This is a genomic window from Chryseobacterium metallicongregator (assembly GCF_031324065.1).
In the GTDB taxonomy this organism is placed as follows: Bacteria; Bacteroidota; Bacteroidia; order Flavobacteriales; family Weeksellaceae; genus Chryseobacterium; species Chryseobacterium metallicongregator.
The window spans coordinates 181,931-201,640 of record NZ_JAVIXS010000006.1 but is presented as its reverse complement, the minus strand read 5'-3'; the positions used below and the strand labels follow the sequence as shown (position 1 = coordinate 201,640).

The window sequence follows — 19,710 nt, the reverse complement described above, 5'->3', positions numbered from 1 at the left end:
CTGCAAAGATACAAAATATTGGAGAGTTAGGATTAAAAAATAAAAACCACTTTATAAAAGTGGTTTTCAGGGATATACTTTAAAAGTTTTTTTCTTTAAATCCGGGAGCATTCTGATCTTTATCTGAAAGTATGGCATCTTTTTCATCTACCTTCCAATCGATATCAAGATCGGGATCATTGAATTTCACACTGCCTTCTGATTCTTTGTTATAAAAATTATCACATTTATAAGAAAATACAGCATGGGTACTCAATACAGAAAAACCATGTCCGAAACCTCTCGGTACATAAAGCTGTAATTTATTTTCAGCAGTAAGTTCTATTCCGAACCATTTCCCGAATGTAGGAGAATCCTCTCTAAGGTCTACAGCCACATCCCAAACGCTTCCTTCAAGACAGGATACTAATTTTGCCTGGGCATGTTCACCTTTCTGAAGATGCAGTCCTCTCAATACTCCATAGGAAGATTTAGAAATATTATCCTGCACAAAGTGCCCGTTCATTCCGGTAAGTTCCTCAAATTTTTTTTCGTTGAACTTTTCAAAGAAGTAGCCTCTTTCGTCTTCAAAAATAGTAGGCTCTATGATGTAGCAGTCTTTAAGCGGGGTTTCTTTAATTTTCATAATAGTTAAAAACTCTATTTCAATGTGGTTATTAATGTTTTAAACAAGATCTTTATATCGTTTCTGAAAGACATATTTTCAAAATAGTCCAGATTCATTTTTACTTTGTTTGGAAATAATACTTCATCATTGTAAGCTAAAGGATTTTCCTGATTTTTCAGAAGATATTCTTCATCTCTGTATTTAATACTTGCTTCACAGGTAAGCCCCGGCTTGAGTTCCAAAACTTTTCTGTCTGCTCCGGTAAGCTTATCATAATAGCCTTCAATATCAGGTCTGGGACCTACAAAACTCATCTCACCTTTTAAAATATTAAACAATTGTGGAAATTCATCCAGCTTAAATTTTCTAAGAGTCTGCCCTATTTTTGAACATGTTCTCTGCTGTTCATGAATTGTTTTAATCTTAAAAATGGTAAATGGTTTTCCATACTGCCCTATTCGGGTCTGAAAAAAAATCCCATTGGAAGATGTATCCAAACTTGCAATCACAAATAAAATAATCAGTACCGGCATAAGAAAGAGGATCAATATTGCCGCTAAGACAAAATCAAAAATCGTTTTCCAATATTTATACTGATTCATTCAATTCAATGGTATTAAATTCCAAAGTAAGTATGCACTACTTTCGTTATTCTCTCTCTGTCATCATCTGACAGATTAGAACCTGAAGGAAGACATAATCCGTTATCAAAAAGTTTTTCAGAAACATTCCCACCATAGTAAGGAGACGTTTCAAAAACCGGCTGTAAATGCATTGGTTTCCAAAGTGGTCTGGATTCTATATTATCTTCTAAGAACGCAAGTCTTAAACTTTCTCTGTCTTTACCTGTGATTTCCGGATCAATGATTATCGCAGATAACCAGTGATTTGAATAAAAATCATCTCCAGATTCTGAAAATACAGTTACACCTTCAATATTTTTAAAAAGATCAACATAGAAGCTGTGCATGGCTCTACGGGCAGCAATTCTATCGTTAAGAACTTCCATCTGTCCTCTTCCTATTCCTGCTACAATATTACTCATTCTATAGTTGAAGCCAATCTGTGAATGCTGATAATGTGGTGCATTGTCTCTGGCTTGTGTAGAGAGAAAAACGGTTTTATCTTTATCTTCCTGAGTATGACAAACCATCGCTCCACCTCCTGAAGTGGTAATAATTTTATTTCCGTTAAAACTTAAAATCCCAAAACGTCCGAATGTTCCGCATGCCTGTCCTTTATAAGTTGAACCAAGTGCTTCTGCTGCGTCTTCAATCACAGGAATCTGAAATTCTTCAGCAATAGCCATAATTTCGTTCATTTTTGCAGGCATTCCGTAAAGGTGAACTACAATGATTGCCTTAGGCTTTGTTCCTTTCTGGATTCTGTCTTCAATAGCTTCTCTTAATGCTTTCGGGCACATATTCCATGTAACTGGCTCACTATCCACAAAAACAGGTATTGCTCCACAATATGCAATTGGGTTAGCTGAAGCAGAGAAAGTCATTGATTGGCAGATCACCTCATCACCATGTACAATTCCACATTCAATAAGAGCAAGGTGTAATGCTGCAGTACCTGCAGAAAGTGCAGCCACTTTTGCATTTTCTCCTAAAAACTGTTCCAGATCACTTTCAAATCCGTTAACATTAGGTCCTAATGGAGCTACCCAGTTTTCTTCAAATGCTTCGTTGATATATTTTTGTTCATTCCCTCCCATATGTGGTGAGGACAACCAGATTTTAGTATTCATATTTTTGATTAGTAACTTGTTTATATAATATTTTTCTTGATAATTCTACCCGGATTTCCTACAACCACTGAATAATCAGGAATATCGTTAATAATTACCGCTCCGGCACCTATTACACACCATTTTCCTATTTTAATTCCCTGGATTACTGAAGCTCCGATTCCCACCTGAGAACCTTCTCCTACTTCTACTCCTCCGGCAAGTGCTGAATTGGGTGAAATATGAACAAAATCTTCAACCACGCAATCATGATCTACAGATGCATTGGTATTGATGATACAGTGTTTACCAATGGTAGTATCAGCATTAATTACAACTCCTCCCATGATTACTGTTCCCTCTTCTATTTTCACAGAACCAGAAATTATTGATTTTGGGTGTATTAAAGTACCCATCTCACTCTTTATCTGTTCTGCAATCTTTTTACGGGTAAGATTATTCCCAATTGAAATAATAAGTTTTTCCTTATCGTCCGGTAAAGTATTCAAGACTGGAAATCCGTAGCATTCCTTTTTAGTGACATCCTGATCTATGAATGCCTTAATTTTTATGTCATTAGCAGCAGCAATATCTGCAATTACCTTTCCATGTCCACTTGCTCCAAATAAATACATAGCTATCAATTAATTTCCTTGAAATGGTTCTATGGTAACGTGTCCATCAGCAGACACTCCTTCTCTGATAAATACTTTCTTCGCGGTAAGAAAAAAGATTTTGAAATCTAAAATAAAAGAGATGTTTTCTACATACCACACGTCATAGTCAAATTTCTGGTTCCATGATATTGCATTTCTTCCATTCACCTGTGCCCATCCTGTAATTCCGGGTCTCACTTCATGTCTTCGTGCTTGGTGCTCGTTATAAAGCGGCAGATATTGTACAAGAAGAGGTCTGGGACCAATAAGAGACATATCTCCTTTCAAAACATTGATCAACTGTGGAATTTCATCCAAGGATGTTTTACGAACGAATGAGCCTATAGCTGTTAGTCTTTCTGCATCTGATAAAAGGTTTCCATTGGAATCCTTTTTATCATTCATGGTTTTAAACTTTATAATTTTAAATACTTTCCCATTTTTCCCAGGTCTTAACTGGAAGAAAAAGGGTTTTCCCTCATTAGCCAGGAATAAACCTATCATCACAACAAGGAAAATCGGAAGCAATAAGGTAATTCCCATCAGAGAAAATACAAAGTCAAAAATTCTCTTTAAATAATTTTTATACATTCTTAAAAGTTAGATCTGTTCGTCATCATACATGGTGAGCTTTTACTCAATTCTTTTGTTTTTTGTGGTATAACTAATACCAATAATTATTGAACTAAAGTACAAAAATTCCGGTATATTAAAAAGATTACAGGATGTCTGTACAAGCGTAAAATATTGCAAAAATAAAGCAAAAATAACTTTATAGTATATATTACTTTTGTTTATGTTCCAGAAAATAGAAGCATTTTGAAATACTGGTAAAAATTTTAGAAAATAAATAATTAACCCTAGAATACCGGTAGCCATTAAAAGTTCTAAAAAGATATTATGGGGATGAACTCCATCTTCAAATAATATTCTTCCTCCTAAGACAGGATTTGAATTAAAAATTTCAAGAGCTCCTTTATATAATGGTTCTCTGCTTGAGGTATCTCCCAGTGCAAGCCATTTATACATTCTGTTAAAGCTTGTTATGAATCCGCCACCATATTGTTCGTGGAGAAAAATAAGACCTATCAATAACAAAATTAATGTAATGGCATATAACAAATATTTTTTATTTCCCTTTAAAAGAACCATATAAAAAGAGCTTACAGCAATAGCAATTAAAGGACTCCTCGCCATAGATTGTATTACATTAAAAAGTCCTAAAAAAAGACAGAAGAATAAAAAATATGATTTGTAATCTTTTTTACAAAATAAAAGCAAAAATAATGAGATGATAAATAACGAGGCTCCTATATGACCATACATAATGTAATATGTACTAAAAATATGATCTAAGTTGATATAACCATATATATAATTAACAACAAGAAGACCACATAAAATAAAGAGACAGTATTTTGTAATACTTTTGAAATCTACTTTATTGTAATTAATACATAATAAGGCTGCACTAGGAAGGAGATTCATAAATAATATTCTGAAGATATCCTCATTCTCTAATACTATTACATCCTTGTTAAACGAATAATTATTAAATGAATAGGTAAGCTTGATAATATAGAAAATCCAAAATCCAACAAGGCTTATCAATGAAATATTTTTAAAACTAATATTTCTTTTTTCTCTATAAATTATAAATACAGAAAATACAATAATAAAAATCCGATAAGGTATAGAAAAGTTCCTTGGATTCATTTCCAAAGGCTTTGCAAAAGAAATAGCAATGGTATTTCCTACCATAACAGATAACAGGAATAGTTTATAAATGAAATTATTATTAATAGTAATTTTCAAGATAAATCCTAATATTTATATTTCAACTTATGCAAAATTATTTCTTTTGCTTTACAGAATGAAATACAATTGCATCCATATATTTTTTTCCTAACACCGGATACGTTCTGTTTTCAAAAATCCATTTTCTTCCTTTATCACCTATCTCAACCCTTTCTTCCTTGCTCATATTGGCATAATATAAGATGGCATCTTTAATATCCTCTGCAGAAGTACTGTTGATAAACTTACCGCAATCAGCTTCATTAATCATGGAAGGATATCCGGTATACGAAGCAATAATGGGTTTAGCGGCCAGCATATATTCTACCACTTTATTCATAGATTGTCCGTAGTCCCACACTTTTGAATCTTTAGTAGACAAGTACAGAATATCGCAAGCATCAAGAAAATATTTAACTTCACTTTGCTGAATTCTTTGTAAAAATGTCACATTGGAACAATTTTTTAGTTGTTCTTCATAAGACTCTCTGAGATCACCACTTCCAACAAGTAAAAAATGGATATTACTGTTCTCCTTCATCCTTTGTATTGTTTCAATAAAAGGTTCCAATGCATTGGTAACTCCCATACTGCCGGCATAACCAATAATGACTTTGCCTGATGGTACTATCCCTGAAAACGGATTTGTATCTTTTAAAAAGTCTTCAGAATAGTTTTCTGGATCAAATCCTAATGGTGAACAATGAAAAGGTCTTTTATCTCCCAGTAATTGTTCTACATGTAGATCTAATCTTGGCATTGTTCCTGCTACCAGATCCGCTTTTTTATACCCAAATTTTTCTATAAACCCTATCAGTAAGACAAGTGGATGCCATTTGGAAAAACCGGCTTCTTCTGTCATAGTTAAAGGCCATATATCCCGGATTTCAAAGACTAAAAAACTACCAAATTTCTTTTTCAGATAATAACCATAGATAATGGTAAAAATCGAAAGAGACGAAACAATAACCACATCAGGTTTTGTCATATTGGAAAGTTTCATTGAGAAAAGCTTTCTTTCAAAATCAAACCAGGACAATATTCTGTCTATTGATGCTGTTTTGATATATTTCTTCGTTTTAATCCATCTTATGGCAACACCATCCTGCTCTTCATCATTATAAATTTTGTCAGTTTCAGGACAATTGGTAAAATGATTTGAATCTGAGGTTATCATGAGGGTATTATTTCCCTGCCTTTTAAATTCTCTTGCTAAATAAAACAAACGTGAAGGAACTTTTGCATACTGAGGAGGTGAGGCATATTTGGAAATCAGCCAGGTATTTTTATTCATTTTCATCACTGAAGTGTTGGTTTTTTAATAGGATCTATGAGGAAATCAAGCATGATTGCTTCATTCAAAATATTGCTGTTATTAAGATTCTTGATTGTAAGGGCATCTTCAAGTCTACTGATGTCAGAGACAAAATCTTTTACTTTATTTTTATTTTCTAAAATATTAGATTGTATTCTTTCTCCCACACCATCATTTACCCAATTCTGGGTAACGTCAAAACCTCTTTTTAAACGGTTTTTAAGAATATAGCCTGGTACGTCTTTTTTCATCATTTCACGTAGTATCCATTTTCCATATCCATGTTTAATCTTAAGCAGATCCGGCAATGCCAGAGCAAACTCTACCAATCTATAATCCATAAAAGGTAGTCTGCTTTCAATAGAAAAATACATTGAATTTCTATCTTCATATCTTAACAGTGAAGGAATACTGTATTTCTGAATATCTGAAATCTGTCTGTTTGATAAAGACGTATTTTCAAAGAGATTTAAGGAAATATTTGGTAGGCAATCAAGGAATGAAGTATCTTTTCCTGTTGTTTTCAGATACCTGTTTTTCTCATTCCAATATGTTTTTATTTGCTTGATTTCGAATATCAGCATAAGTGCTAAGGAATGAAAATATTGCAACCCCGGAAGGATTTCCTTTTTTTCGATCGCTTTTTTCAGTGCCACTACGAAAAACTTTCTGTACCCGGCAAAAATTTCATCACCTCCCTGGCCTCCTAATAAAACTTTAATGTTCCTTTCTTTTACCTGCTTGTATACTTCATGCTGTGCTATAATACTTAATCCAAGAAATGGAGATTCCTGTGCCTCCATTGTCTGATCATAAATATTCCCCATCTCCTGTGCGTTGTAAGAGTGGTGAATATATTCAACATTGATATTTTTATCTTTTGCAAATTTGTTGATAACAGGTCCTTCTGATTTTGGGTGATCCGGAGCTCCATAGCTGAAGGCCATCAGGTGATCTACTTCTTTTGCTGTAATTGCTGCTATAGACGATGAGTCTACCCCACCACTTAAAGAAATTGCCAGAGGAACATCACTTCTCAGACGTATCTTGGTTGAACTTTCCAACAGAGCTTTCCCTTGGGAAATTAGCTCATCTGAGCTTAAAGATTCAAGTTCTTTTCTTTTTTTTGCCACCTGCTCTTCCAGGGAGTACCATGATTTTGTTTCTATTTTCAGTTCTCCATCCAGCGTACATTTCATCAATGATCCTGGCAAAAGATATTTTACATTTTTGAAAGGAGTTCTGTCTTCATATCCTTCAAAAAAACCGAACCTTATTCCACTGGAACAATACTCCAGATCTATCTCCTGATTTATTTGTTTTGCTACAGAGGCTATGGAAGAGGAAAACAATAGCTGGCCATCAAAAAAAGTATATATTAATGGTTTAACTCCAAATCTGTCTCTTACCAGATAGAACTCTCCTTTAATTTTGTCAAATAAACCAAAAACAAACATCCCGTTTAGTTTATCCAAACAGCCTTCACCCCAGCATTCCCATGCTCTTAAAAGAACTTCAGTATCTCCTGTTGTTCTGAATATAAAACCATTTGATATTAATTCTTCACGGATTTCCTGATAGTTATATATTTCACCATTAAAAGTAATAGTATATCTATCATCATGAGAAATCATAGGTTGGTTAGAAGCTCCTGAAAGATCAATAATTGCTAACCTGGAGTGAGCTAAAGTTACTGACCATCCTTCATATTCTGTTTTTTCAACTCCATAGTAATCCGGTCCTCTTCTTCGTATGTAATTATGCAAATCACTTCCTTCTTCAAAATTGAGGTTTTGTGATCTTTTAAACTCTATTGCTCCTGTTATTCCGCACATATTAGTTTGATAAAACTTTTTGATAAAACGTTAATAATTTTTCAGACTGGCTTTCCCATGAAAAATTTTCATAGACTAGCTTTTGTCCCAGTTTGCCCATTTGTTTAGCTCTTTCTTTGTTAAGAATGAAATAATCGATAGCATTGGCTATTTCCTGAGGTTTTTGAGGGTTTACGAAAATACAACAATCACTCCCTTTCAATAAACTTCTCCAGTAAGGAAAATCTGAGGCAATAAACGGAATTCCCGCAACCATGTATTCAAACATTTTTATTGGCAGACTCACTAAAAATGTTGGAATGGGATGCAAAGTAACCACACCTACTAACGAACGGTTATAAATATTATCTACTTCTTCAGAATTTACATATCCAAAGTCATTAACCAGGTGATAGTCTTTATGTTCCTTTATCTCTTTTTCCAGAGCAGGAGAAGAGTACATTCCTGCCAGATTCAGTTTGGCCTTTGATTTTGAAAGCTCCAATGAATTCATCAAATCTTTGATTCCTCTTGTATCATCAATGGATCCCACATAACAAACTTCATTCTTTTTTTCATCCCAGGAAATGCTCTCCTGTTTCTTACCTGATAAGATGGGATAGTTATTGATATTTTCAGTTTGTCTGGCAAATTTTTTAAAATAACTTTCAATATGAGGTGTTGCACCAACTACTCCGTCTATTTTTTTACAGATATAACGTTCGAAATTCTCATATAATAGAGAAATTATATTTGAAAAAGGGGATTTTAAATAAGGTGAAACTAAGATTGTGTTTACTGTATCTTCGTGAGAATCAAAGATTACCTTTTTATTTAGTTTTTTAAGTTTGTTTGCTACTAAAAGAAGTTCGGGATCATGAAGATGAAATACATCTGCATTAAGTTCCTTAGCTTTATTAAAAATTTTGTATGTAGTTTTCGTAATTCTTTTTAATCTGCCATCAGGTGCACCTATATCTATAATTTCCACATTGTCTATCGTTTCATTACCTTTACCATCAGCGACTACCAATGACACCCTGATATCATTGGATGCCAAACTTTTGCACATCTTATGAAATATTCTGGAATCATTCCGTGGATGAACACTCGTCAGGTGACATATGTGAAATTCGTATTTTTTATTCATTAATTGGATTTTGGAAAATTTTCAGGTTTCCTATTAAACATTGGTTATGTTTCATTCTTAATTATTTGATTTTCTAACAGATGGAGAATTACATACTTGAAATACAACCATGCTAAATGAGATTATTTCAGATTTACAATTTCCTGATAAAAACCTTTATCATGTGTGATATAGGCACTCTGCTCAGAATAATAAGGGAATTTTCCTGCTATTCTTTCATACATGATATTGACTTCTTTGGTATTTAACATTTTCCACCAGCCAATAAAAATATGTTCAAAGTTCTGAGATGGCTGGATTCCTTTTTTCCCACCTTTAACATCACTTCGAAAGCTACTGTTATTACCATCTATATAATTATTGAAGGTGTAAAAATCATTTTTTGAATTATAAACAGCAATGTTGGTTATCAACTGATTTGAAAGTAATGTGGTGAGTTTTTCCAAATAACTGTATTTTATTTTGTCGTTTTGAAAATTAAGTTTCAACAGATGCAGATAAGCAGACATTCTCGAAAAATGAGAAGCATCCCAATTGACATTTTGGCTCTTTTGAAGGGCTACATCCTTAAAATCCGGATGATCTTTCCAAATATTTGGCTGCAGATACCATGCTCCATCTTTAATACTTACTTCTTTTTTCAATACCTGATAGAATCTGTCTTTAATAGAGACTAAATCAGGAGTTATGGTTCGTTTGGCATCTTTTTCGATGAGTAAAAGACTTACACCAGTTCCCATAACGTATAGCTCAAAATCAGTAATTGCTCTATAATAACTTAGATTACCATTAAAGTTTCCACTTAAGATATAATCTATTCTTTGTTTTGCACCATAAAATTTCTTTGATTCAGCATCCCAAATGTTTGCGGGATTATTATTCCAATAATATAATACTTCATTTTTTATGAAATCATACATCTTGGTATTTTCGGCATTACCTTTTATACCACTTCTTCTTAAATATTCTGAAACAGTAAAGTAAAAGGTTCTTTTAGCCAAATCATCTGCCTGCGAATTCTTTTTTACAATAAGTAATGTATTATAAGTAAACAGCTTCTGAAATTTATTTATTAACTCATTATTTTGAGTATCATAAGCATATTGCATAGGAACATACAAAAGAGCTGAACTATCATAGACAGAACTGTACCACTTGGACAGTTGAGTCTCTGAGCTAAATACATCAGTATAAAAATCCAACATTTTGGAAATCTCCTTAACGCTTAAGTTTTTGTTCGTAAATGTGGGATTATCTGATGTAAATATTAATTTATTCTGTATTGCTGGTGCTGGTTTAAAAATAGGCATAGCCAAACAGAAAGAACTACTATACATCCAATAAGTAAATAATAAAGTAATCTTAAAAATCAAGGTAGAGCTTTTCATTTACGAACAAAAATTTAAATTATTTTTCAGTATACAATTTCGGAATTTTATTCACGATTTTAATCACTCTTTCAAAATCAAGTCCTAAAGTATCCAGATACCATCTGATATTCTGATAACGTGGAGTATTTTCTATTTCAACAAGTTCTAAAGCTCTTTCTCTTGTTATTTGTCCTTCTCTGATCTGATTACTTCTGAACGTATCATGCTCTGTAAAACCAGCTACAGTATAATATACATAATTATAAAAAGCTGCTGTACCATCACCAATTCTCCAGGTAGTGGTAGTATCAATTGCTTTTTCCCAATTATAATCATTTAAAAGAGTATTATCTACCTGCTCCTCATCCCATCTCCAATAATCAAAAATGTGATAGTAATCCTGTTTTTCTGTGAAGCTGCGATAGTATTCACCGGACAAAGTATCCCAAAGTGAACTATTAAAATATCCAGGACTCTCCATCATCGCTCTGAATCTTTTGGAATGATATCTCAGCTGTTTCATAGCACCATGACTGTATACTCTTTTTTCTTCAAAATCAGGTTCAATATCTAAAAATCCTGTTTTAAAGTGAGTTACTTCCAATGGATTTACTCCCCAAAGATTAAGGTTGATCCCTGTTTGCTTTTTGATATCTTCCACATGTCTGAAGAAATGTTTATCTCCTGCAGTAAGCATTGCCATCATTCCTAAATGAGGTGACTTCAGCCATGCTTCAAGGTTCATTCTGATATTCTTTCTTTTCAATGAAATATCTGCGGCAACAATAATGTTTTCTACCCCAAGATCAGCACACATACGGCTGATATTTCTTCGGCCAAGATCTGTTACCATTCCCCAATCATAGGTATAAGTAACAGGTTTCATCTCCAGTTCTTTTACAATAAGGTGCAATCCATAGCAGCTATCTCGACCTCCTGAAAAAGGAACAATACAATCCAGTTCCTTACCTTTTCTTCTGTAAGGTTCAACCAATTTAAATAATTCTTCTTTCGGTTTTGGATTATTTCTTGGTTTGTAGCTTTTACAGTAGTTACATACGCCTTCTTCATCAAATTTTATGAAAGGCATTGTCTCCGGAAGAATACATTTAGTACATCTTTTGATGTTAAGCTTTTTATATTCAAGTAATCCTTCTTCAATAGTATTAAATTTAAACTCAGGGATTAAGTTTTCTACTCTGCTTTTTTCATCTGTGACGGTAAGATTTTCTTTTGAGACTGGAATATCCAAAATCAAAGACTCTTCTTTTATCTGGGTGATATTTTCACATCCTATGATTCTAAGTCCATAGCTTTCTGATGCAAAATAAGTTTTGTCCTCATTATAACCTACATATAAACTGCCATTATTAGAAAAAAGAAGAAGTTTTCCTTTTTCTGGCAGAGCAAGAGCACAGGCAATAACTCCCTGACATAAAGAAAATATCTCTTTAGGAAGGTTTTCTAATTTGTTTTCGTCGTTATTAAGAAATTCTTCTGCAATAGCCACAATAGCTTCGGAATCAATTTTCAATTGTCTGCTTACCGATAGCTTACTCCAGACTTCTTCTTCGTTTACTATAATTCCATTATGTATTGCACATATATTTCCTCTGATGACTGGCTGATTATCCCCCAGCCCATTAGTAATCAATCTACTATGTCCTAAAACAATATTGTTATTATATGGTTTTACCTTATTCAGTAATTTTTCAATGCTATAATCAGCTCTGTTTACTTTATACTGGTTATTTTGATAATAAATCAAACCACTAGAATCTACTCCTCTTTGTTCGGAATGCTTTACCAGAGTTTGAAACTTTTGTTTATTAATACTGGTGTTCGATACGACACCAAAAATTCCACACATTTGTTTTTTTCTTTTTTTAAATTAAATAATATTTATAGGAACCTATATACGTATAATCTAATTTTATAAAATTAATATTATACATTATTTCAAATGAATTTTTAATTAGTTATTCCAACTTTGTATCTCTTCTCAGATATAAAAAACATAATCCATATTATACTGCATCTCCAGGAATCAAAAGAGTTACTTTTATTGTCTTCCAGATAAAACAGTAAAACAATAATAAATAATATCAGCATATTTTTATTACTTTTGGAAATAGAATAATTTCTAAAAAAGAATAATACATATGCCGACAGGTATAATCCTCCTCCCAGTATCCCCAATTCCATCATTGATTCTACAAACAAATTGTGCGGATAATTACTCACATCAGCACCTTCCAGTATAAATCCTGAGCTTCCAATTCCTAATCCAAAAAAAGGATGATCTAGTATTGATTCCAATCCAATCTCAAGAAAATTCCCTCTTATGGATAAACTTGTATCTTCGTTATAAGATTTAAATATGTTAAATCGTTCAAAATCTACATTTTGAAATGCAAAAGTATAAATATTCTCTCCAAAAATAAGAATGGTAAAAAATAATGCCCCTATTGCAAACCCTGTTTTATAATTTATTTTATAATTTTTAAGATTCAAAGTAAAGAAAACAATTAAGGATAGTATCAAATTGATGATAGGTCCTCTTCCCCCAAGTTGAAATAGTAAAAATAATATTGATAATCTGTAAGCCGCAACATACCATGTTAATTTGCTTGCCAGAGAGAAAATAAAACATGCACACAGCATGATTCCAATAACTAAATAGGTAGGAACTTTATCCACTAACAATTCAGAATCATGGAATATAATAAACATATTATTAAAATACAGATAAAACAATCCTACAATCATTAATCCACCAATAAGATACATCAATAATTTCAATTCAGAAAAAATAGATTTTTTAAATACAATAATGGGGTACATTACTGTAAAAATATTCAGAACAACAGCAAGGGATTTAGATTGGGCATAGATAGTAGATACTGAATAAAAATTAGAAATAAGAAAAATAAAACTCAATATAAGCATTAAAATAACGATGAGTCGATCCTTTACTTGTAGCGGAACTAGCGTACGCAATTCCGAGATCATTACCACAAAACAAAGCAAAAGAGACAATAGGGTCAAATCCATTGGAATGGGCAACCACTTTAGAGACCCCGAAAAAACAAAAATAAAATAAATGAATACTTTAAAAAATGTAAACTTGTCTGTAAATAATGACATATTTTTCAATTATATTTCTTTTTATTAAAATTAAGGAAGCTTTTCATTTATTACAATCAATCATGATATGTTGGATGAAATCTTTTTTTGTTATTGTAAGTTTCTATTTTTCATACTATATTGTGAAATAAATCTTAAATACACCTTCTTATACCACTTTTGATCTCTGAAAACTCTATCATTATGCCAAAGTATTACGAAATCACCTTCAACTCTTTTTGTTATTTTGAAAAGATTTTCCAATACCTCAAAAGCTTTATCCATAGAATATTTTTGGTAATACGTCAATGTAGCATCCATAGCAATTAGAGGGATCACAAGAATGTTGTAAGGTTGGTCTTTTTCAAAATTGTATGGGTGAAATTGGTGTGCTGTACCACATTTAAATCCTTCATGGTCTGCAAACCCCATAGTATAATCGACCTTTATACCACATTTCTCAAGATTTTCAAAAGTTACTCTTCGGTCAAATCTAAGATAGTGCTGTCTTGCAAATATAATATCTCTTTCTGATGTATTTCTAAGCCTCTCTATTTCATCGTTCATAACAGCAATATCCCTGAACGTATTGAAGCCTGGATGGATACCCAGCAGCATATCTGAATCTGCAATTTTGGACATTAAATTCAAGACATTTTGGTTTATAACCTGACCTTTGTCAAATTGAGATGGCTTCGCAGTCATAAAGAAAAAAACTGATCTTAAACCGTATTTTTTTGAATCTTTATACAATTGCTCTATTCCTTTAAGGTACTGATCTTCTTTTTTAAAAACAATAGTTTTTAACATGTTCAGTATTGAACTGCATAATTGTAAAGGTCTTCTTTCTCTAATAGCTTCTGCAGCCAAAGTCTTAATCGATGTAAAAAAACCGTCAAACCTATAAAGGTTATCTATATCATGAGTAGGAACAATTACAGTTGGCTTTAATGAGGGAGTAAAACTTTGTACTTCATTTTTAAGAATTTTTCTGATCAGAAATGCGTATTCATCAACAATGGGTATAGTAATCAGATTATATTTACAGACTAAACTATCTTTATATCTGAATCTGTCATATTCATCTCGTGCTTCTGAGGTCAATTCATCATAGCATGATAATAAAACAAAAGATAAAGTAATAATATCATAATTGATTTGAATATGTCCATTATTACATTCATAAAAATCACTTACATTTTCATCAATAACCGGAATGTAATAATAATCATCATATGAAGGTATAGACTTCATATGACCTTTGCCCTCTATCAGATCAAGCAATTTATCGTGTGAACATAACTTAAATTTAATTCTTATTCCCTCAACCTGAATCGTTACACTATCTTCCGATAAAAATTCTAAAGTTGGAGAAACGGTATAGCCAAATGCAATTTTCAGTAAAAACTTAATTGTATATAATATGGCATTTTCTGTTCGCAATTTTTTTAACATTACTTTCATGGCAACAAAAAAATCAAGATTTATTAAATAGTAAAGAGAGTAATAAATATCTAAATAGAATTACTCCTACATAAATCCATATAAAGAAATCTATTGTAGAGCTCTTTCCTAAAAAAAATGAAACAAACAAAACCAAAGTGGTAATTACCTCCCAAACGAGGAAAATTTTATTCTTTCTTTTAACCAATACACCACTTGAATAATGAGAAAAAGACGATGAAATAACCGTAGTGAAAATTATTATTTTACTCATATCAAATGCCTTTCTCCATTTATTAATATCAAAAAATAAAGAGAAAAAATATTCCCCAAAAATTAAATATACAATAGCAAATAGTAGGGAAACCAAAAATAATAATCCAACATAGGTATTCATTTTCTTATTGAGTTTCGCTTTATTGGTTTCTGACAAATCCTTGTATATTAACCCATTTAAACTTTCAGATATTAAACTTAGTGGTTTATTCACAATTTTGGAAGCCATAAAATAATTCCCCAAAATAGCTTCTCCAAAATAATGTTTTATAAAGAAACTAGGTAGCTCTGCATTAAAAGTATTAATAAAATAAGCTGGCATCTGATGCAATGGGAAGGACTTATATTTTATTATAATGTTATAAAATTCTCTGTAAACAAATTTTTTTCTTTGTATTTTGATATAAAATAATATAAATATAGTCGCCAAAAAATTAGGTATCACATAAGATAATATCAAAACCCAATATGATAATTTTATATAATAACCAGAAAGTATAATGATAACTGCAAACACAGAGCTTAGTATCATTGATTTACTGACAATATTCAACAAGCCTTTTTTTATAAGAATATCTTTTGATGCACTATATAAAGATTGACTAAATGCAACCAACGGTACAATTAAAAAATAGGAATCTATATCAAAAAATAACATTGAAATAAGTATAACGAAAAAGGAAATTAATGAGATGGTTATACTTAAAAAAATGGAAACAGCATATAGCATACTATATTCTTCACTCTTTGCTGGTAACATAATTGCTTTGTTGTAGGACAAAGTATAAAAGTACGCTAATGGGGCTGAAATTGATAAAATAAAGGAAAGTACTCCAATTTCGTAATCAGAATAAATTCTTCCTGTTAATGGAACTGCAATCAGTAATATTAATTGAGATAATATATTGCTACCTAAAAAAGATATTATTTTTCTTTTCATAAATTTAAATAATCTTCTTTAGTTCTCTTAAAAAGAGTTTTATATACAATATATATAAACAATTTAAAATTTTTGTTCACGTACGCTTTTTTAAGTTGTGATAAAAAAATATCTGATACTGAACTTTTTTTAAGAAATAATGGGGCAATTTCGCCATTCGTTAATGCTTCATGAAATTTCAAATCTTTTTTTTCATATCCTACCACTACATTTAAAAGAGTTTGAGGAATATGAGAATCAGAGCTCCAGATTACGGGTTTTTTATATTTTAGAGACAACAGATAAGACTTGTAATTATTAATGACTGATGATCTGGCGTTAAATACTTCTATCACATCAACAGCTTGTGCCAGTTCTTCTAATTGGGTGTGCCCGTCATATGGATGAGGCAAAATCAAGATGGCATTTTGTTCTTTTGCACTTTTATAAAACTCCTGCCATCTCATGTCTGTAATTTCATTCTTTACATTTAATGCTATAACATCTCCCCGATCAGTTTTATATTCCGCAGCAGTAGGAACCTCTACATTCAGATTTAGTTCTTTTATTTTTCTTTGAAGTTCTAAACTCCCTTTTATGGTCTCATGATCAGTTAAAACAACAAAATCAAGTTTTTTATCTCTTATTGTTTTCACTATTTTTTCAATCGTATTTATTCCATCATAGGAATAGGTACTGTGAAAATGAAAAATTCCCTTTTTCATTTTATTTACTTTGAGAAAATTTTCTTTATGGTCCATATTAATTTGATTGAATCAACGAAAAAGTTTTCAAACAAGTTCGTATAAGAGTCCTTATAAAAATATTCTTTTATTTTATGCAGTTTTCCTGTTTTAAGTAAAACCAAAAGGTCTCCGTCTAAAACCCAAAAGAATTTTTTTCCAACTTCATATTTTTTTTCAGTTTGTTCTTCTATGTTATTTGAATAAGCTTCAATCAAAGTTTTTCCAAAATTGAGTCCTACTGCATAAGATAAATCTAATGAACCCCAAAATTTGGGATTTAACTCTATTAAATAATATTGTTGTTTCGTCTCATCATATTTATACTCAATCATTAATGGGCCGGACCAATTTAAATATTCTATAATTTGTTTAGATATATTAAACATTTTTTCACAAAAAATAGACTTGGCAGCTGTACTAGATCCCCCGGTAATTGGTATTTCTCTAATACGCTGGTGCATGTAATAGCTAATGATTTTACCTTCTTTAGCAATACAAAAGAAGCCTCTGCCTACTCCTGATACCTGCTCCTGCATTAATAGTTTTATTCCCCTTGACAAGTATTTTTCTATTTTTTCAAATTCGGATTCAGAACCTAATTTTACATATAACGGATCAAATTTGGCTAAGCTTTCATTGCTTGATTTAACAACACAATTCTTATCTCTACTGTATAGCCTTAATTCCTCCAGATTTGAAAATAATTTACATTCAGGGTAATTTACATCGCTAAGAGAGTTCAAAATTAGCATTTTATCTTTATTTAATGCTATTTCAAGACTCTCTTTTGTAGGTATTAAACATAATTCTCTATATTTTTCAGAGCATATCTTTACAGCTTCGCTCCCTACAGGAATTATAAAATCGGGATTAATCTGTTTGACTGATTCTTCCAAATCCCCAACAATATAATCTTTACAATAACCCAATCTTTTAGCAAAAAAAACAGATTCTTTATCCATAGCAAAAACTTGGTACCTATTTTCTCTATGTAATTCCCGCTGTAGCGCTATAGAGTTTTTATAATTTGCTTCCGTTATCAAAATTCTCATATCTGTTTTTCATTATTCAGGGTTGAACAAAATTCAAGGATTTGACAGTATAGTTCTTTCTTTTTTCATTCTAAAAATTCATCATTATGCCAAAGTAATGAGAATTTCCTACTTTTTATCATATATTCTCTCAATAATATCCACCACTTTCAGCCCTTCCAAAGCATTCGTAGTAATGGTATTTCTTCCTTTTAATACATCTACAACGTTTTCAATGATAAAATGGTGATTGGCCGCAGATCCTTTATAAGCACCATAATCATTTCCAGGGTTTGTTGGAGCCAATTCCGGCATTACATAGTCTTTTATATTGCAAACTTCTACTTTGTCCATGTATTGCCCCCCGATTTTCACAGACCCGTTCTCTGCAATGATCGTCATAGAACTTTCAAGGTTCTGATTCCAGACTGAAGTAGAATAATTTAAGGAACCCATTCCTCCATCTACAAAATCAAAGCTAACGAATCCTGAATCTTCAAAATCAGTAAGAGTTGCATGATTAAAATCTGCAAATTTTGCCTGAATATTAGTAATATCGCCGAACAGCCAGTACATGATATCGATAAAGTGAGAAAACTGTGTAAATAAGGTTCCTCCGTCCAGATCTTTTTTCCCGTGCCATGATTCTGTCTTATAATATCTGTCATCACGGTTCCAGTAGCAATTAAGCTGAACCATATATATATTTCCTAGTTTTCCGCTTTCTACCATTTCTTTCACCCATGCAGAAGGTGGAGAATATCTGTTTTGCATAACGGCAAAAACTTGTTTATGCTTGTGCAACGCTTGAAAAATAAGTTTTTCCGCATGCTGTTTTTTCAGAGCCATTGGCTTTTCTACTACAACGTGCTTACCTGCATCTATCACTTTATAAGATTGCTCAAAATGGAATCCGTTGGGAGAAGCAATGTTAATAACATCTACTTCAATCCCGGAAGCTAAAAACTCATCCAGAGATGCAAAAAAGGGAGCGTCATAACTTTCGATTCCCAATTGAGATTTATCTTTAACATCAATCAATCCTACCAACTCACATTCATCATTTCTTGTGATCATTTCGGCGTGTCTTTTTCCGATATGTCCGCAGCCAACGACTGCAAATTTTATTTTTTCACTCATTTGTATGTTTTTAAATCTTTGAAACTTTATTATTTTCTAATTTGTATTTTTCTCCACTTTCTTCACAAACAGCTATATTTTCTGCATCAAATTCAAGTCTTTGCCCGAATTCACTCATCCATCCCATTTGTCTTGCAGGGTTTCCTACTACCAATGCATAATCCGGAACTTCTTTTGTAACCACGGCTCCTGCTCCAATAAAGGCATACTGACCTATATTATGTCCGCAAACAATGGTTGCATTAGCGCCTATAGATGCACCTTTTCCTACATGGGTCTTCAGATATTCATTTTTTCTGTTTACTGCACTTCTCGGATTTATTACATTGGTAAAAACCATAGAAGGGCCTAAAAAAACATCATCATCACATGTTACTCCTTCATAGATGGATACATTATTCTGAACTTTCACATTCTGTCCTAAAACTACTTTAGGTGAGATGACAACATTCTGACCTATATTACATTTTTCACCTAAAATGCAACCTGTCATAAGGTGTGAAAAGTGCCAAATTTTGGTTCCTTCACCTATTTGACATCCTTCGTCAATAACGGCTGTTTCGTGTGCAAAAAAATCCGACATATCTG

At 32.1% G+C, this 19,710-nt stretch carries 18 protein-coding genes; all 18 read right to left on the bottom strand.

Annotated elements, in window-relative coordinates; genetic code table 11:
• Nucleotides 1–79: 79 nt before the first annotated feature.
• On the bottom strand, nucleotides 80–625 hold the full coding sequence (rfbC, locus tag REB14_RS09485; RefSeq protein WP_034699135.1) for a dTDP-4-dehydrorhamnose 3,5-epimerase: 546 nt from the start codon (nucleotides 623–625) through the stop codon (nucleotides 80–82).
• Between the two features lie 14 nt (nucleotides 626–639).
• Entirely contained in the window at nucleotides 640–1,209 is a 570-nt protein-coding gene (locus REB14_RS09480; RefSeq protein ID WP_079242914.1) for a sugar transferase, read from the bottom strand.
• A gap of 14 nt (nucleotides 1,210–1,223) precedes the next feature.
• A complete protein-coding gene (locus REB14_RS09475) occupies nucleotides 1,224–2,360 on the bottom strand; it encodes an aminotransferase class I/II-fold pyridoxal phosphate-dependent enzyme (RefSeq protein ID WP_309522045.1) in 1,137 nt (378 codons plus the stop codon).
• 20 nt (nucleotides 2,361–2,380) lie between these two features.
• The gene (locus REB14_RS09470; protein ID WP_309522044.1) at nucleotides 2,381–2,974 is read right to left on the bottom strand and encodes an acetyltransferase; all 594 of its coding nucleotides are present in this window, start codon (nucleotides 2,972–2,974) and stop codon (nucleotides 2,381–2,383) included.
• 9 nt (nucleotides 2,975–2,983) lie between these two features.
• Nucleotides 2,984–3,586: a sugar transferase gene (locus REB14_RS09465; protein ID WP_079242917.1), complete on the bottom strand. Its 603-nt coding sequence runs from the start codon at nucleotides 3,584–3,586 to the stop codon at nucleotides 2,984–2,986.
• A 42-nt stretch (nucleotides 3,587–3,628) separates the two neighbouring features.
• Nucleotides 3,629–4,810, bottom strand: a complete 1,182-nt coding sequence (locus REB14_RS09460) for an O-antigen ligase family protein (protein WP_145953292.1) — start codon at nucleotides 4,808–4,810, stop codon at nucleotides 3,629–3,631.
• A gap of 37 nt (nucleotides 4,811–4,847) precedes the next feature.
• Nucleotides 4,848–6,092: a glycosyltransferase family 4 protein gene (locus REB14_RS09455; RefSeq protein WP_079242919.1), complete on the bottom strand. Its 1,245-nt coding sequence runs from the start codon at nucleotides 6,090–6,092 to the stop codon at nucleotides 4,848–4,850.
• Nucleotides 6,092–7,942, bottom strand: a complete 1,851-nt coding sequence (asnB, locus tag REB14_RS09450) for an asparagine synthase (glutamine-hydrolyzing) (protein ID WP_309522043.1) — start codon at nucleotides 7,940–7,942, stop codon at nucleotides 6,092–6,094. Before asnB ends, REB14_RS09455 begins: the two co-directional genes overlap by 1 nt.
• A gap of 1 nt (nucleotide 7,943) precedes the next feature.
• A complete protein-coding gene (locus REB14_RS09445) occupies nucleotides 7,944–8,993 on the bottom strand; it encodes a glycosyltransferase (protein WP_309522042.1) in 1,050 nt (349 codons plus the stop codon).
• A gap of 200 nt (nucleotides 8,994–9,193) precedes the next feature.
• A complete protein-coding gene (locus REB14_RS09440; protein WP_309522041.1) occupies nucleotides 9,194–10,459 on the bottom strand; it encodes a hypothetical protein in 1,266 nt (421 codons plus the stop codon).
• A 19-nt stretch (nucleotides 10,460–10,478) separates the two neighbouring features.
• The gene (locus REB14_RS09435) at nucleotides 10,479–12,311 is read right to left on the bottom strand and encodes a glucosamine 6-phosphate synthetase (protein WP_079242923.1); all 1,833 of its coding nucleotides are present in this window, start codon (nucleotides 12,309–12,311) and stop codon (nucleotides 10,479–10,481) included.
• Nucleotides 12,312–12,412: 101 nt separating this feature from the next.
• Complete coding sequence (locus REB14_RS09430) at nucleotides 12,413–13,285, bottom strand: O-antigen ligase family protein (RefSeq protein ID WP_309522040.1); 873 nt, start codon at nucleotides 13,283–13,285, stop codon at nucleotides 12,413–12,415.
• 393 nt (nucleotides 13,286–13,678) lie between these two features.
• Complete coding sequence (locus REB14_RS09425; protein WP_079242925.1) at nucleotides 13,679–15,031, bottom strand: polysaccharide deacetylase family protein; 1,353 nt, start codon at nucleotides 15,029–15,031, stop codon at nucleotides 13,679–13,681.
• Nucleotides 15,032–15,044: 13 nt separating this feature from the next.
• The gene (locus REB14_RS09420) at nucleotides 15,045–16,226 is read right to left on the bottom strand and encodes a lipopolysaccharide biosynthesis protein (protein WP_079242926.1); all 1,182 of its coding nucleotides are present in this window, start codon (nucleotides 16,224–16,226) and stop codon (nucleotides 15,045–15,047) included.
• Complete coding sequence (locus tag REB14_RS09415; RefSeq protein WP_309522039.1) at nucleotides 16,223–16,930, bottom strand: PHP domain-containing protein; 708 nt, start codon at nucleotides 16,928–16,930, stop codon at nucleotides 16,223–16,225. The genes REB14_RS09420 and REB14_RS09415 overlap by 4 nt, the downstream gene beginning before the upstream one ends.
• Before the next feature lie 5 nt (nucleotides 16,931–16,935).
• Nucleotides 16,936–18,003, bottom strand: a complete 1,068-nt coding sequence (locus REB14_RS09410; RefSeq protein ID WP_079242928.1) for an ATP-grasp domain-containing protein — start codon at nucleotides 18,001–18,003, stop codon at nucleotides 16,936–16,938.
• Nucleotides 18,004–18,111: 108 nt separating this feature from the next.
• Entirely contained in the window at nucleotides 18,112–19,122 is a 1,011-nt protein-coding gene (locus REB14_RS09405) for a Gfo/Idh/MocA family protein (protein ID WP_079242929.1), read from the bottom strand.
• Nucleotides 19,123–19,132: 10 nt separating this feature from the next.
• Nucleotides 19,133–19,705: an acyltransferase gene (locus REB14_RS09400; protein WP_034699094.1), complete on the bottom strand. Its 573-nt coding sequence runs from the start codon at nucleotides 19,703–19,705 to the stop codon at nucleotides 19,133–19,135.
• Between the last annotated feature and the right edge of the window lie 5 nt (nucleotides 19,706–19,710).

What these genes read in the sequence shown, in the direction of transcription:
- REB14_RS09480 (WP_079242914.1), bottom strand. Translation starts at nt 1,209, where the DNA reads ATGAATCAGTATAAATATTGGAAAACGATTTTTGATTTTGTCTTAGCG.
- rfbC (WP_034699135.1), bottom strand. Translation starts at nt 625, where the DNA reads ATGAAAATTAAAGAAACCCCGCTTAAAGACTGCTACATCATAGAGCCT.
- REB14_RS09405 (WP_079242929.1), bottom strand. Translation starts at nt 19,122, where the DNA reads ATGAGTGAAAAAATAAAATTTGCAGTCGTTGGCTGCGGACATATCGGA.
- REB14_RS09400 (WP_034699094.1), bottom strand. Translation starts at nt 19,705, where the DNA reads ATGTCGGATTTTTTTGCACACGAAACAGCCGTTATTGACGAAGGATGT.
- asnB (WP_309522043.1), bottom strand. Translation starts at nt 7,942, where the DNA reads ATGTGCGGAATAACAGGAGCAATAGAGTTTAAAAGATCACAAAACCTC.
- REB14_RS09420 (WP_079242926.1), bottom strand. Translation starts at nt 16,226, where the DNA reads ATGAAAAGAAAAATAATATCTTTTTTAGGTAGCAATATATTATCTCAA.
- REB14_RS09415 (WP_309522039.1), bottom strand. Translation starts at nt 16,930, where the DNA reads ATGAAAAAGGGAATTTTTCATTTTCACAGTACCTATTCCTATGATGGA.
- REB14_RS09465 (WP_079242917.1), bottom strand. Translation starts at nt 3,586, where the DNA reads ATGTATAAAAATTATTTAAAGAGAATTTTTGACTTTGTATTTTCTCTG.
- REB14_RS09475 (WP_309522045.1), bottom strand. Translation starts at nt 2,360, where the DNA reads ATGAATACTAAAATCTGGTTGTCCTCACCACATATGGGAGGGAATGAA.
- REB14_RS09445 (WP_309522042.1), bottom strand. Translation starts at nt 8,993, where the DNA reads ATGTGCAAAAGTTTGGCATCCAATGATATCAGGGTGTCATTGGTAGTC.
- REB14_RS09435 (WP_079242923.1), bottom strand. Translation starts at nt 12,311, where the DNA reads ATGTGTGGAATTTTTGGTGTCGTATCGAACACCAGTATTAATAAACAA.
- REB14_RS09430 (WP_309522040.1), bottom strand. Translation starts at nt 13,285, where the DNA reads ATGTACCCCATTATTGTATTTAAAAAATCTATTTTTTCTGAATTGAAA.
- REB14_RS09440 (WP_309522041.1), bottom strand. Translation starts at nt 10,459, where the DNA reads ATGAAAAGCTCTACCTTGATTTTTAAGATTACTTTATTATTTACTTAT.
- REB14_RS09455 (WP_079242919.1), bottom strand. Translation starts at nt 6,092, where the DNA reads ATGAAAATGAATAAAAATACCTGGCTGATTTCCAAATATGCCTCACCT.
- REB14_RS09470 (WP_309522044.1), bottom strand. Translation starts at nt 2,974, where the DNA reads ATGTATTTATTTGGAGCAAGTGGACATGGAAAGGTAATTGCAGATATT.
- REB14_RS09410 (WP_079242928.1), bottom strand. Translation starts at nt 18,003, where the DNA reads ATGAGAATTTTGATAACGGAAGCAAATTATAAAAACTCTATAGCGCTA.
- REB14_RS09425 (WP_079242925.1), bottom strand. Translation starts at nt 15,031, where the DNA reads ATGAAAGTAATGTTAAAAAAATTGCGAACAGAAAATGCCATATTATAT.